At 36.5% G+C, this 14,589-nt stretch carries 10 protein-coding genes; 1 reads left to right on the forward strand and 9 read right to left on the reverse strand.

Annotated features, from left to right (window positions below; genetic code table 11):
• Genes ACHMWN_RS14365 through ACHMWN_RS14375 form a run of 3 tightly spaced genes read right to left on the reverse strand, consistent with a single transcriptional unit; the run spans position 1 to position 4,087 of the window.
• Entirely contained in the window at positions 1–882 is an 882-nt protein-coding gene (locus ACHMWN_RS14365) for a heparin lyase I family protein (protein ID WP_397302391.1), read from the reverse strand.
• Positions 882–2,933 carry a hypothetical protein gene (locus ACHMWN_RS14370; RefSeq protein ID WP_397302394.1) on the reverse strand — a complete coding sequence of 684 codons (2,052 nt, stop codon included), beginning with the start codon at positions 2,931–2,933 and terminating at the stop codon, positions 882–884. The genes ACHMWN_RS14365 and ACHMWN_RS14370 overlap by 1 nt, the downstream gene beginning before the upstream one ends.
• Positions 2,934–2,956: 23 nt before the next feature.
• Positions 2,957–4,087, reverse strand: a complete 1,131-nt coding sequence (locus ACHMWN_RS14375; RefSeq protein ID WP_397302397.1) for a glycoside hydrolase family 105 protein — start codon at positions 4,085–4,087, stop codon at positions 2,957–2,959.
• A gap of 229 nt (positions 4,088–4,316) precedes the next feature.
• Here ACHMWN_RS14375 and ACHMWN_RS14380 point away from each other — a divergent pair, with 229 nt between their 5' ends.
• Positions 4,317–5,834, forward strand: coding sequence for a hypothetical protein (locus tag ACHMWN_RS14380; RefSeq protein WP_397302399.1), 1,518 nt, complete (start codon positions 4,317–4,319; stop codon positions 5,832–5,834).
• Positions 5,835–6,586: 752 nt separating this feature from the next.
• Here the strand turns inward: ACHMWN_RS14380 and ACHMWN_RS14385 are convergent.
• The 6 genes from ACHMWN_RS14385 to ACHMWN_RS14410 form a co-directional block, all read right to left on the reverse strand.
• Positions 6,587–8,023 carry an alpha-L-fucosidase gene (locus ACHMWN_RS14385; RefSeq protein WP_397302402.1) on the reverse strand — a complete coding sequence of 479 codons (1,437 nt, stop codon included), beginning with the start codon at positions 8,021–8,023 and terminating at the stop codon, positions 6,587–6,589.
• Between the two features lie 93 nt (positions 8,024–8,116).
• Entirely contained in the window at positions 8,117–9,313 is a 1,197-nt protein-coding gene (locus tag ACHMWN_RS14390) for a glycoside hydrolase family 88 protein (protein WP_397302404.1), read from the reverse strand.
• 2 nt (positions 9,314–9,315) lie between these two features.
• Positions 9,316–11,190, reverse strand: a complete 1,875-nt coding sequence (locus tag ACHMWN_RS14395) for an alpha-L-fucosidase (RefSeq protein WP_397302406.1) — start codon at positions 11,188–11,190, stop codon at positions 9,316–9,318.
• Positions 11,181–12,356 carry an alginate lyase family protein gene (locus ACHMWN_RS14400; protein WP_397302408.1) on the reverse strand — a complete coding sequence of 392 codons (1,176 nt, stop codon included), beginning with the start codon at positions 12,354–12,356 and terminating at the stop codon, positions 11,181–11,183. The genes ACHMWN_RS14395 and ACHMWN_RS14400 overlap by 10 nt, the downstream gene beginning before the upstream one ends.
• Before the next feature lies 1 nt (position 12,357).
• Positions 12,358–13,092, reverse strand: a complete 735-nt coding sequence (locus ACHMWN_RS14405) for a DUF5110 domain-containing protein (protein WP_397302411.1) — start codon at positions 13,090–13,092, stop codon at positions 12,358–12,360.
• Positions 13,064–14,365 (reverse strand): TIM-barrel domain-containing protein, encoded by a 1,302-nt coding sequence (locus tag ACHMWN_RS14410; protein WP_397302414.1) that lies wholly within the window; start codon positions 14,363–14,365, stop codon positions 13,064–13,066. Before ACHMWN_RS14410 ends, ACHMWN_RS14405 begins: the two co-directional genes overlap by 29 nt.
• Positions 14,366–14,589 lie beyond the last annotated feature (224 nt).

Consider the following 14,589-nt stretch of genomic DNA (forward strand, 5'->3'; position numbering starts at 1 on the left):
TTATTGACAAACCGCATCATCTTCGGCAATGCAAAAATCAGCAAATCGTACCGCTTCATCTCTTATGTATGATTTATTATTCAAACTCCTATATATCCCCCATTTTGGGCGACAAAAAGTAGTTCCAGTTCGCCATAAATCGATATTAGCATTTGCATAACTTAATAATAAAGCACCATCACTTACATTTTTAATGCTAATCTCAAACGTACCGTTGGTTCCGTATTTAATTTTCTCGATTACTTCAACCCAATTCCCTTTAAATGGTGCAAGGTTTACTGTTTTTAATTTCCCTAAGCTAGTTGCAGAAGAACCTGCAGTATGAATAATCTCTAGCTGATCTGGGTTACCGTATCGTGGAGTAATCGTAATTAAAGGCGAACCATCGTCACCGTCTCCAGCTTTAATTTGGTGAATGTGTGTAAAACTTGGCGAGGGCTTAAATCCTGCATCGAGTTTAAATTTCCATCTATACGTTACCGTTTCTCCTATTGTTCCCTTTACATTATCTGGAGATGGTCCATAACTTTTAATTTCATTTCGTTGTCTATCTGTCGATCCGTTGCATCGGTCATCATCAGGTGTAACGTGGATATAAAACTCGAATACGTTTTTCTTCAATATATCATCGTATACTTCTGCAATATGGCGACCAAAAGCAGCATGTCCACAGTCGGGGGTCTCTTCGGCCTCGCCACCTAATTTACCATTAATCAATTCGTACGTATTACCTGGCCCATCTGCTTGTAGCGTTACGCCTAATTTGGGCGCAGTAACAGGTGGTTTTACAACTTCGGGTTCAGGTTGTATAGTTGTTTTCTTTTTACAGTAAACTATTGAAAAAGAGCCTAAAATCAACAGGAGAATTACTTTTTCTTTCATTACAATACTACTTTACAAGTAGCTCCGTCTTTAATTAAATACGTTTTAATTTTCTTCCCAGCTTGGTTTACAGTTACTTTTAATTGATTTGAACCTGCTCTTTGTATCGATAAATCAAATTCACCACCAAAAGCATTAATCTTATTCAATGCCATTTCTTTCCAATCTTTGGGCAAACGTGGTGTACAATCAAACGCATTAAAACCAGTTGGGCGCATACCAAATAAACCTTCGGTATAAATGCGACAATATAATCCACTTTCAGCAGATAAATGTCTTTGATTTCCTTCTGGATAAGCTTCAACAGCGTAAGGAACATGTTCACCCAATAACCTTCTTTGAGAATAATATTTTAAGAAATCCATTGCTTTTTCTGTTTCGCCAGCGGCAAAAACACCACGTAAAGCATAAAGTGTAGATCTATCCCAAAACGTAATTTTACCAGCTTCAGTAGCTAAACCATCTGCAGTCCATAAACGCGGAGAAAATAAAGCATCAATAGTTCCTTTTTTTCTGTCGAAGATCCCAACAGTTAGCGGCATACAAATCCAAGCACGCAACGTAGTATTGGTTTCATAATATTTATAAGTATCAAAACCTTCCACATTAGCCCCAAAATACTTTTCCATATTTGCTTTTAAATCGTCTGCCTGTTTGGTGTAGGTAGTTGTCTGACTTGCTGGCTTATTCAATAATCTACCCAATAATGCTGCAGAGCGAAGTGCATCGTAATACAAACTATTGGTAGATAAATTTGCTTTACCTGCCGGGAAACGATTTTCCAACTCATCTGCATCAGAATTTACAACGCCATCTGCATTTAACTTTCTATGACTATATTCCAAACACCATTCTATTAAAGGCCATAATACTTTAGCCGAATCAATGTTTCCATAGGTTAAAGCATACCGAGAAGCACCATAAGCAATCATCGCTTGATCTCCCCTATCACCAGCTCCTTTCCAAACTGCATCGCCCTCGGCAACAATTGAACTTGGGATTGGCTTATAATCTGGGTTCATATACTTTGCAAACCATCGATAAGCGTTCATGGCAGATTGATTTCCCACCTTATCGCCCAAAAAAGCAAAAAACGGATTTACATATTCAGCCTGATCATTCGCCCAAATTGCAGCATAATACGCTAATCCACCTGGACCATGCATGTAACCACCTTTAGTTTTATAAATACTTTCTGTGGCTCTAATCTTTGCAAAATCGAATGTCGTATTTAAAATTTTATCCGGAGTTACCAATTGTAATCTGTCCATTAAACCTGCAACACGCTTCATTCTGGCAGTTTCTTCAGCCTCCGGTTTTATGTTTAATGACTGACTAGGATTATCTGTAGCCATGTAATAAACAGTAAATGTTACCGATTTACCTGGTGCTACAACTTTACTTCCAGCGCCAACTGTACCTGTCACAATACTATGTTGTTTACCTTTACTTCTAACACTATCCGTTCTAATTTCCTTTCTCAAATATTCCATTGCAAAGGTTACGTCTTTATCCGTTACGTTGGTAAAAACGAATTTCTCAAATGCCATAGGTTCATTTACCGAAGGATAAAATTTGCGTTGTATGTGCGCTAAGACTGGAGTTCCAGATTCAGCGTTAACTGTCATTACACTTTTTTGGGTAATGTCTGTTATTTTATAAGATAAATCTCCCGACTTACCACTTTTGGCCAAATTTGTTTTCAGTAATCTGTTGTTGATGTAAAAACGTGGCAAATCGTTATCGGTGAACGAATATGAAATGTGAGTCCTCGTGCCGTCTGGCAACATTCTAAACGTAGGGAAAACAATAGTTCTGTTAATGGTTGATTTACCTACGCTATCTACCCCATATTCTACCCACATTGATACCTTTTCACCACTCATTTCTATATGGTCGGTATGTGGCAATCGTTTATCTAACTTCCAATTTATACTACCGTCAGGTTGGATCGTCCAACGATCTTGCTGTGGCAAAAGTTTTACTTGAGCAGAAGCCGGTGCACAAAATCCTACAAAAAAACAAAAGGAAACAACAGTTAATAATCTCATGCTAGATTAAATTGATATAAAAATTAGTTCATTAATGCTGCAGCTGTCCATAAAATTGGCGCCTGACCATGTAAATCACCAACAATTCTTTTTCTATCTAAATAATATTGCTTATCATTTTTCTTGTTGGTTCCTTCACAAACATCTTTCACATCCGCATTTTCATCTATATAAGAAACTAAGCCCAACCAAGCTTTACGAGCAGCCGGAGTATATGTTTTTTTATCTAACCATCCTTTTTTAACTCCTACAACCATAGCGTATGTAAACATCCCAGTCGATGAACTTTCTTCCCAAGCTGTTGGCTCATCAATTAATTGTCTCCATAAGCCAGATGGTGCTTGATATTTTAACAAAGAAGCCATCATCGTTTTATAGCCTTTCATAATACGAGCACGATTAGGATTGTTCTCTGGTAAAGAGCTTAAAATCTCTGCCATCCCTGCAGCCATCCATCCATCTCCTCTGCCCCAAAAGAAAGGAACATCAGGTGCGTGGTAAAATAAACCATTTGGTTTTTGTAGCGAATCTAAATACAACACCATTTCATTAGCTGCTCTATTAATGTATTTTGCATCTCCAGTAGCTCTATATGCCTGAGTTTGCAAAGCAGTAATCATAAACATATCATCTATCCACATGCGGGTATGCCAAGAATATCCTTTTGCGAATGCTTCCATTTGCTCTGGTTTTACTTTTGCTTTTGCTTTTTCATCAGGCGCAGCCCATTGTTTGTCTGCAATATCTTGTCCTAATTCTAAATATCTTTTATCCTTAGTTTGTATGTATAATTGCAATGGAACTGAGCCAAAAACAGCCCAATCAACATTTGTAACTGGCGGAATTAGTTTAGCTTCAGTAGTAAACATTGGCTCAAATCTTTTAATCAAATCATTTTTCAAAGCATCATTATTTGTTGCTTTTGCAAATTTTAATGCGCCATACCAAGCACAGGTTTCAGGATAAGTAATTACCGAAGGGGGCGTAGGTCTGTTAAAGTTAGTGTGCGGGGTGGCTACAAATCTAGCTGCAACTCTTTTGCCTACTTCTTCTGGTGAAGTCCCTTTTGGCCATGTAGTTAAATTTGCGGATTGAGCAAAACTTGCGCATGAGCAAGCGAATAGTAAACCTAAAATTACAGGCGATTTTTTCATAATTTATTTAATTTGGTTAATGCAATAAACAAAAATTGACGATACAGATTGTTTACTGGATTGGCTACTCATTCAGCAATTTTAGCATCAAAAGCATCGCCATAGCTAAAGATTTGTATTTGCGATTGAATTTTAACTAGAAAGATAAAATCACTTACTTTATTGCCAATATTTGCCTAGCATTTATAGCTCATTCTCCCTACATTTAGCTTTAGCCAATTATAAAATAATGAAGAAAATACTCTTATTAAGCGCCGCTGTTATCCTACTCGTATCCTTTAAACCTGTATTTAAAAAATTATGGGAGTCAAAATACATCAAAGTAAATGCAGATGGATCTCTAAAATATATTCCAGATGCTAAAGGAAATATTATTCCCGACTTTAGTCATGTAGGCTATTACCAAGGTGATAAAGAAATTGCAGATGTTCCAGTTGTAAAAACCGTTAACGCCAACGAAAATGGCGATAGTCAAGAGCTTTTACAAAATGTAATTGATGAGGTAGCTAAATTGCCACTAAATAAAGCTGGATTTAGAGGAACTATTCTGCTGAAAAAAGGAGTTTATAAAATACCAGGCACAATTAACATTACTAAAAGTGGAATTGTGTTAAGAGGCGAAGGAGAAAATGCAACTAAATTAATTGCTATTGGTAAAGGGCAACGTTCTTTAATCATTTTTAGTGGTGATGGAAATTTAAAAGAAACTGCAGGAACCAGGGTACAACTACAAGATAAATTTGTGCCTGTTGGTACATTTTCATTTTTGGTAACTGATGCGAGTAAATTTAAAGCTGGAGATGACATTGTGGTGTATAGACCCGGAACAACACAATGGATTAAAGATTTGCAAATGGATCAGATTGAAGCTAGGGATGGAACCAAACAATGGCAACCTAGCGAATATAACCTTCAATTTGAAAGACAGATTACCAAAATAGAAGGTAACAAAATTACAATTGATAATCCTATTGTAATGGAAATGGAACAGAAGTATGGTGGCGCCGAAATTTTTAAAGCTTCATTTGAGGGAAGAATTAATGATGTTGGAATTGAAAACATGTTTATCGAATCGGAATATGCAACTGATATTGACGAAGACCACGGTTGGGTTGCAGTAGAGTTTAATAAGGTAAAAAACGCATGGGTTAGAAATATAACGACTAGATATTTTGGCTATGCTGCCGTGAGTATTAAATCGAATTCAAAGCAGATTACAGTTAAAGACTCGAAATGTTTAGATGCTAAATCTGTAATTACTGGCGGAAGAAGATATTCATTTAACAACGATGGGCAACTTAATTTATTTATGAATTTAGAATTTACAGAAGCTAGACATGATTATGTAACTGGAGCTAAAACCTTAGGACCAAACGTTTTTTATAATTGTAAAGCAACTAAAACCCATGCAGATATTGGTCCGCACCACCGTTGGGCAGTAGGCACCTTATTTGACAACATTACTACCGATGGAGAAATTAACGTACAAGATAGAGGTAACTGGGGCAGCGGACATGGTTGGGCTGGTGTAACTCAGGTTTTATGGAACTGTAAAGTTAAAAGAGCGGCAGTTCAAAACCCTTGGGTTGGTGGTCAGAATTATAGTTTCGGTACACAAGGTGAAAAATCTGAAGGTCGTTTAAAAGGTAGACCTGATGGGATTTGGGAGAATCAAAACCAATCAGGTATTCAGCCGAAATCCTTGTATTTAGCACAACTGCAAAGCAGAAAGAAGAACGGTAAATAATCTTCTTACCACAACTCGATTGTGTCATTCCTAACTTGATCCGATAGCTATCGGATGGGAATCGTAATGCAATAAGAGGCTTTTTTTACGCATTAAGATTCCCGTTTTCACAGGAATGACGAGCAAATAGTTAACAAACTCTTCCTTGCGAAGGAGGTTCTTCACCGATTGTGGCAATCTCCTTCTTGCAAAAAAAATAGCATACGCAAATAAACTACAATCCCATACTATCAAATTAGCACCTGCAACTTTTAAAATAACACCTGCAACTTTTAAGATAACACCTGCAACTTTTAAGATAACACCTGCAACTTTTAAGATGACACCTGCAACTTTTAAGATAGCACCTGCAACTTTTAAGATAACACCTGCAACTTCTAATATGCCATCCGCCTTAAGTAAAATCTGTTAATCTCTGGCAAAAACATCATCTAAAATCAGTGAACTACCCTTAATACCAAGTAAATCATGTTAATCTGCGGCAAAAGCACCATGTATAATGTATTTATGAACCTTGATTGATTCAAAACACTTCCTTGATACAGATGCTTCGACAAGCTCAGCATGACAAATGCAAAAAAAATGATGTTATTAATTGCAGGGTTTGCTTAAATAGATGTTACTGAAATTACTTTCCAAGATAAAAACCAAAAAACTATAATTTAAAAGCCGCAGATGCGAAGATTACGTTTTATCTTAATCTGCGCATCTGCGGCTAATACTATTTTTATAAAATATGAATTGAATGGAGCTTAATCTATAGCGCCAGTTTTCATTTTCTCTTTACCACTCTCACCAAACCAAGTTTGCATGTTGCCTTTTACTTCAACCTTAATTACACTCGCTACTGCATTTGGGGCTGTGGTTGGCAATTTAAGCGTTACTTGATCTGCTGTTTTATTGAAACCTACTTTGCTTCCATTATTTAATAATTGAGCGGAAATCACCTGGTTAGCTAAACCTTTTACAACCAGTTCGCCATTTTTTGGCCATTCGAAAACAGAAAGATATAAGGTAGTAGTACCATTTGCATGATCTTTTCGTGTTACTCTGCCCCAAGTTTGTGCAGGAATTGGACTTGCATGCGTAGCGTAAATGGCTTCATTGTATGTTTTCATCCAAGTACCTAAATCTTTTAAACGTTCTACACTTGCTTCTGGAAAAGAACCATCAGGTTTTGGACCAACATTTAATAAGTAATTACCTCCTTTTGAAGCAATATCTACCAAATTACGAATTAAGGTTGTAGATGATTTCCAATTGGTATCTGAATTTCTAAAGCCCCAAGTTCCATTCATGGTCATGCAGGTTTCCCAGTCTTTACCATCTAACTCACTTAAGTTTGGTATTTTTTGTTCAGGGGTTTTAGTATCTCCCGGAAAATTAGGACGTTTTAAACGATCATTGGTAATGATATTTGGTTGTGTTTTTAAAGCAGCCTGTAATTTTAACGCTGCTGCATCTGTCATATTAGTTGGCGTATCCCACCATAATACTGCAACATCACCATAATTAGTCATTAATTCTTTTACCTGCGGTACTGCTACTCTATCAATATATTGATCAAAAGTTGAAGTTTCTTGCGCTGGATCCCAATGCCCTTTGTGTGCTTCGGTATAGGTATTAATTTTAGTACTATCTGGATTTGGCCAACCTTCTGCCATCACTTTTCTAGCAACTGAGCCACCAGCATTTCCCCAATCTTGTGCTTGAGAGTAGTAAAACCCTAGTTTAATGCCGTACTTTTTACAGGCTGCTGCTAAAGGTTTTAAAATGTCTTTTTTATACGGCGTTGCGTCTGCAATATCCCAATCGCTTGCTTTCGAATTAAACAATGCAAAACCATCGTGATGTTTAGCGGTAATGATTAGGTATTTCATTCCGGCATCTTTTGCCATTCTTACCCATTCATCTGCATTGAATTTTACAGGATTAAATTGTTTGGCAATGGATTTATATTCTGCTACAGGCACTTTCATTCTATTCATAATCCATTCTGCACCACCTCTCGCCTGCTGATGTCCATTATATTCACCTGCCATTTGCGCATACACACCGAAATGGATAAACATGCCAAAACGGGCTTCTCGCCACCACTCCATTTTTTTATCATGTGCAGTTTGCTGAGCATTACTTAAGCTGTAAACACCGCATAATAGTAATGCGAGAAATATTTTTTTTGGTTTCATGTGGTTGGTGTTTTAATTATTTGGTTATCAGTTTAATGTTGTATCTAAAGCTTTAAGATTGCTTCGTGCCTCGCAATGACGAGGAGGTTAATATTATTTGGTTGATTTATAGTTTTTGTAGCGCAGCAAGGCTTCTAAGTAATAATAATCGGCATAATTAAGTGGAACATCAACTTCACTATTTGATGGTTTTGAACCTGTACTATGCAATAAAATGAAACCTTTTGCTGTGCCAACTGGAGCGATGTATGTGGTGCTTAAACTGTTTAGTATCTGATTTGCTTTTTTATAGTAATCGCCACCTTGTTTGCTGTATTTGCTTAGTTCGTACAATCCAGAGGCAATTACAGCAGCAGCTGATGCATCTCTCGGTTCATTAGGTATTTGAGGTGCATTAAAATCCCAATACGGCACCAAATCTTTCGGCATGTTGGGGTTATTGAAGATAAACTTTGCAATATTTTCTGCTTGTTTTAAATAAACAGGGTTCTTAGTATAGCGGTAACACATGGTGTATCCGTATAAACCCCAAGCTTGTCCACGTGCCCAAGCAGATGAATTGCTATATCCTTGATGTGTTGTTTTCTTTAATATTTCACCTGTTTTAGGATCGTAATCTACTACGTGATACGAACTAAAATCTTCTCGGAAATGGTTTTTCATGGTGGTATTGGCATGACTAACTGCAATTTTATAGAATGATGAATCGCCAGTTAACTTAGTTGCTTCAAATAGCAATTCTAAATTCATCATGTTATCGATAATTACAGGGTTTACCCATTTATCTCTACTATGATCCCATGATAATATTACACCAGTTTTAGGGTTAAAACGGGTAGCTAATGTTTTTGCTGCCTCGATAATTACTTCTTTATCGTGTGCATTTCCTGTTAAACGGAATGCATTACCTACACTACAAAAAACTTTGAAACCCATATCGTGTGTAGTTCCATTTGTTTTTTCTTTTTCCATGTAGGTAGTGAATTTTTGAGCAGCAGCTTTCCACTGATCAGTTTTGTAATACTCCTCTAAATACCACAATACACCGGGGAAAAATCCACTTGTCCAATCTCTGGTAGCCACTAATTTCAGTTTCCCATTATCTAATGTTCTTGGTGAAATTAGTTCTGGCTTATTAGGATCGGCAGATTTTTCTACTTCTTGCAATAAGAGTTTTGTTTGTGCAGCTGCATGTTGAAATGCTTTTTTAACGTTTACTTCTTGTGCGAAAACGGTAGTTTGTACTGCTAATAAAGCAATTGTGATGATACTATATTTTACTTTCTTCATACTTAATTTATAGGGATTAACTGGACTTCTAAAAGTTTCATTAATTCTGTTTTCGAAATGGTAGTTGGCGTAATGGTAATATGATGTGTGCCTTTAGCTACTAGTATGTCGCCAATGTTTTGTGTAACTACTTTTGCATCGCCAATTTGTACATCTTGTTTTATTTCTTGTTGATCAATTTTAAACGTATAGCTTCCACCAGCATCTTTACCTGCTAAATATTTGATCGCGATTTTAAATTTTTGTGGTGAGGTTGTTCTAAAATTCCATTTCACTTCTTGCTCCTTTTTTCCCCATCCTTCTACGTAAAAGCGATCCGTTTTTCCATCACCAAACCCAAAACCTTTGCTTAGTTCTGCATCGAAAGCTAATAATCTGGTTAAACCAGTATTTGTGCTTACATAACGCAAATTATCAGTTTTAAGTTGTCCTTTTAAAGGTAATACGAGTACGGTATTAGCAGTGTCAGGGGCATTTTTTGGTACGTTGATATAAAAATCGCCATCACCAATTGACTGAATTGATAATTTGGTTTTTTTAGAGTCAGTTAGCAAATACGCATTATCCAATTTAGATTTTAAACCACCAACGTATAATTTTCCATCTTTAGGCCAATTAAATACATGTAAATACAGTTTATTATCGCTTTGTGTGGTTACACCCCAACTTTGTAATGGCAAACTTGTTTTATGCGCTTTGTAAATACTTTCAGAATTTTTACTCACCCACTTTTCAATTCCACTTAATATTTTCGAATCTCTTGTATCAAAAGATCCATCTCCTTTTGGACCTATATTTAACAAGAGATTTCCATTTCTTGAAGCTGCTTTGGCTAAAAGCTGAATAAAAAACCCTGGAGATTTATGTGAATCATCGTATTTGCTATATCCGTATGATTCATTTGTGGTTGGAATAGCTTCCCAATCTCCTTCAACTGGATAAAATTCAGCTGGTCGGTCTGCTGTGTTTTTATAATCGCCGAAATTAGCATTGGCGTTTCTTACCAATCGGCCATTTACTACTACATTAGGATCAGTTTCCCTAATTGCTTTTAAAATTCTGATGTTTTCTGAAAGTGGTAATTTTTGTGGTGTATCAAACCATAAAATGTCTGGATGATATTTAGTTAGCAGTTCTATAATCTGCGGAATTGCTTTTTCGTCTACATATTTAACAGCTTTTGGTAATAACTCTGGATGTTCTGCATACCAATTTACACCGCCATGTAAACCTAAATCTCCCCCTGGATTTTTATATTCCCAATCATTTCCAGGTGCATCTGGATGCTCCCAATCAAAAGCATGAGAGTAATAAAACCCGAATTTCATTCCGTGTCTTTTTGCAGCGGCGGCTAACTCTGCCATTGGATCTCTTTTAAATGGAGTTTGAGCCATGATATTGAAATCGGAAACTTTAGAATCATACATTGCAAAGCCATCGTGGTGTTTTGCAGTGATGATAAAGTAATTCATTCCTGCTTTTTTAGCATCTAAAATCCATTTATCTGCATCGAAAAGAACTGGATTAAATTGATGGGCTACGTCCAAATAATCTTTACGAGTTATTTTCTCTTTACGCATCAAGTGTTCAGCATAACCGCCTACTTTTTTACCTTTCCATTCTCCGGCAGGTAAAGAATAAATACCCCAATGTATAAACATGCCGAATTTAGCATCTCGCCACCACTGGATCCGCTGTTCGTGTGTTTTCATGGAAGCTGTCCACCATGATTTTACCGCTTCATCAATTGCTGTTTGATCGCGTTTTTTAGATTGGTTAAACATCTCTTTGTCTTCATCGCCATTTACTTGGCTAAAAGCAACAAAATTAACCGACAACAAGATTAGGAGAATAACTAGTTTTTTTATTATAGCCATATCAATGGATTTCTAATTGGTAAGTTTCGTATTACTTCTTCAACTTTTGGTTGATGATCTAATTTTTTCCATGTTGCTAACCAAGTATCATTTTGAAATTGTTTAGCGCCAAATACTAAGAAAGGTTGTGCTACAGGCCAATAATCCCAATACATTACATCTTTAGGCAAGGGCCATGTTGATTTATCGGCAACAAAAGGATACATATATTCAATTCCTTTTTTCATGGTTCTGCCATCGGTTAGTTTAAAAGCCCATAAATTATTTTCTTTATCAGCCAATATTTGACAAAGCGTGGTCATGGCATCTAAATTAAATAGCGAATAGCCGTAAGGTTTTGTGCGCTTTAATTCTCTTGGGAAACTACCATCTGCTGCCATTTGGTTTGGCAAAAGCACCGTTTTAAATCGTTCTCTACAAAAATTAAGCAGGTCTTTGTTTCCAGTAAGTTTGGCAAATGATGCCACTTGCATCGTCCAACATGTACCATGATTATTCTCTGCATTCATTTCATCTTTACCATATTGGTGGGTAGTTAACCATGTTAAATAGCTAGCAAACCACTTCTTAATTTCTGCAAGAGCAGCTTTATTTGCAGCTTTTGAATGTTGCATTACAAACACTCCTTGTGCAACTTCCATTAATTGAATGGTATCTATAATTCCAATTCCTCTTCCGGTAAATCTTCCTTGTATAGCTTGTGCAAATAATAGATTAGGATTCATCAGGGTTTCTGAATTTACAAACCACGCTTTTAAATGTACAAATGCATGTTTAACGTATTTTTCATCGCCTGTAATTTTATAAGCTGATGCTAATGCGCCAATAATTTTACTAAAACGGATCATCGCTAAACGATGCGCCACAAAATTATCTGGATTGGTTAATCCATCTTTTTGAATATAAGGTCCTTTTGGATTGCTTGGATCTGGCCACCAATAATCTCCTTCTGAAAAGAAATCGTGTTTAGTCCCTGCACTTCTTGGCGAACTTTGCGCAGTAACGGTTATTGGGGCTTGGGTTAATGCCCAATTCGCTTCTGCTAAAATTTGTTTTCTTAGTACCTTAGTTACTTCAGCAGTATATTTATCATTTTTCTGATCCGCTTTAGCTTGAAAAGCAAAAACGACAAATAATAGCAGCAAATAGTTAATTTTTAGTTTCATGTTATTTCGTCATAAATGTGAAACTTACTTTGCCAATGGTATTTGGTTTACCTTTTTCTGCTTGAGAGATACTTCCTTTTAATTGACCATTTTTTAAGCGTTCCACTTTAATTTTTCGCCAAGATAATTGTCCTTTCTCAAAATCAAAAGTTTCTCCATCATCGTCATATAAATTATACTCATTTGCTTTTTCGCCATAATGACGAATTTCTAAATCTACCTTTTCTCCTAATTTCGGAGCATGCAATAAAGCAGGCATCATTGGAATAATACCACCATCTTTAACATAAACAGGTATTTTATCTAAACGAGGTGTTACAGTAATTACTTTTCCATCGCCTACAAAAGCGCCGGTGTAAAAATCATACCATTTTCCTTTTGGTAAAATTACTTTACGTTGTGTCTGTCCGGTAAACATTGGGGCAACCAATAAATATTCGCCGGCCATGTATTGGTCTTTTATTTCTTTAGAAACTGCTTCTGCGTACGGGTTTTCTTCTAAATTCACATTACCCGCTTCTACTTTTACTTCTTGTTTAAAACCATCTTCTAAACTCATTGCTCTAAATGGCGGAGTACCTTCAAAATGATATTTTGCAAATTCGGTGTACCAATAGGGCATCATTCTCATTCTTAATAACGCATATTCCTTAACTTGTTTTTCTACATCAGGATAGGTCCAAGGTTTAGTACCGCTTGCCCAAGCATTAATCATCGCCATTGGCGAAAAAAACATTCGATTGAAATCTTCTCAACCATTCTTCTCCAGTTTTCGAAGCCCTAACTTCAGGGGTCCACAGTACGCCAGCGAAACCGCTGTTAATGAGTGCTGTGATAAAATCTTCATGATTATAATAATCGTTGTAGATTACATAAGGAAATGAAGTACCCCCGCCGTTAGACGCTCTTACTAAACCAAAAGTGCGTTTATTACTATTTTTGAACATCTCTGCAGAGTAACGCTGCATTAATAATCCATACGTTTGCCTCATTTGTTCGGCGTTAATCCCCGATGGGAAAGTCGCTACATCTGGCCATAAATAATGGTCGTACCCATCAACTTCATCAATTTTATAGCCACTTATACCAATATCAACTTGATCTTTTTTCAACTGACCGAAGAAAAGATTTTGTGCTTTAGGTATGGTGAAATCTGGAACTGCGCCCAACCAAACCGTATGCGAGCCTGTTAATGGTCTAATATCTTTATAAAAAGGAGCATCTGGAGATACATAAGGATTGATCCAAAGATTTAAACGAATGCCTTTTGCTAACATGCTTTTTACGAAACTAGCAGGTTCTGAAAATCTATTTCTATCCCATGAAAAAGTACCTGGATAGGCTTTACTTTGCCACCCTGGTTCTAATCCTACAAAATCTAACGGATATCCTTTTTCTTTAAAACTGTTTACTTCTTTTTCTACATCATCTGCTGTTGAACGGGTCATTACTCGTTGAGTAAAGCCCAATCCCCATCTTGGAGGCAAATAACCTCCCCCATTAAATAAATTATATCTCTTTATAGCGTCTAAAGGTTTTGGCCCTCCAAAAACGTAAAATTCTATTCCGGCAGCAGGAACTAAAATTTCCACTTCATCGCCATTGTTGCGAGACGACCACGTTTTATCAGAGTTTCTATCTTTTGGTGTTGGAAAGTTTTTGCTGTCTTTTCGCATTCCGGTACCTGTCCAAACTTTAAGGTATCTGGCTGAGTTGATAAAAACACCATATCCGTTAGAAGAAATATAAAAAGGTGTTGGGGCATGTGTTCTCCCGTTATCTTTCCCTCCGTAATGGTCTACATGTAATTCTAATATTTTACCCCGTTGGTGTACGGTTTGAAAATTTAATCCAAAACCATATAACTGTTCGGTTTTATCTAATGGAATTCTTAAATACGTTCTACCATCGATTAGTTGAGCTACAATTGGATGATTAGCAAAAGGAAATGCAGCTGAACCTAATTTATTCAACGATTCATGATTTGGTGTAGCACCTGATGCTTTCAATAAATCATATGACTCTGGTGTACCAAATACGCCTTTCCATACACCAGGCTCTACCTAAGTCCATGCTATTTCTTGTGCACTTGAATTAAATAGTGTTGCGAAAAAAAGTATACAGTATAGCAGTACAATTTTAGATTTCATCACAGGCTTATACATTTGGTTGTTCAACTAAAGATAAGCAAGTAAAGAATTTTTACCCTCTTTTCATTCCATCAACTATACAC

Origin of the sequence: Pedobacter sp. UC225_61 (assembly GCF_044452285.1) — a bacterium.
GTDB lineage: Bacteria > Bacteroidota > Bacteroidia > Sphingobacteriales > Sphingobacteriaceae > Pedobacter.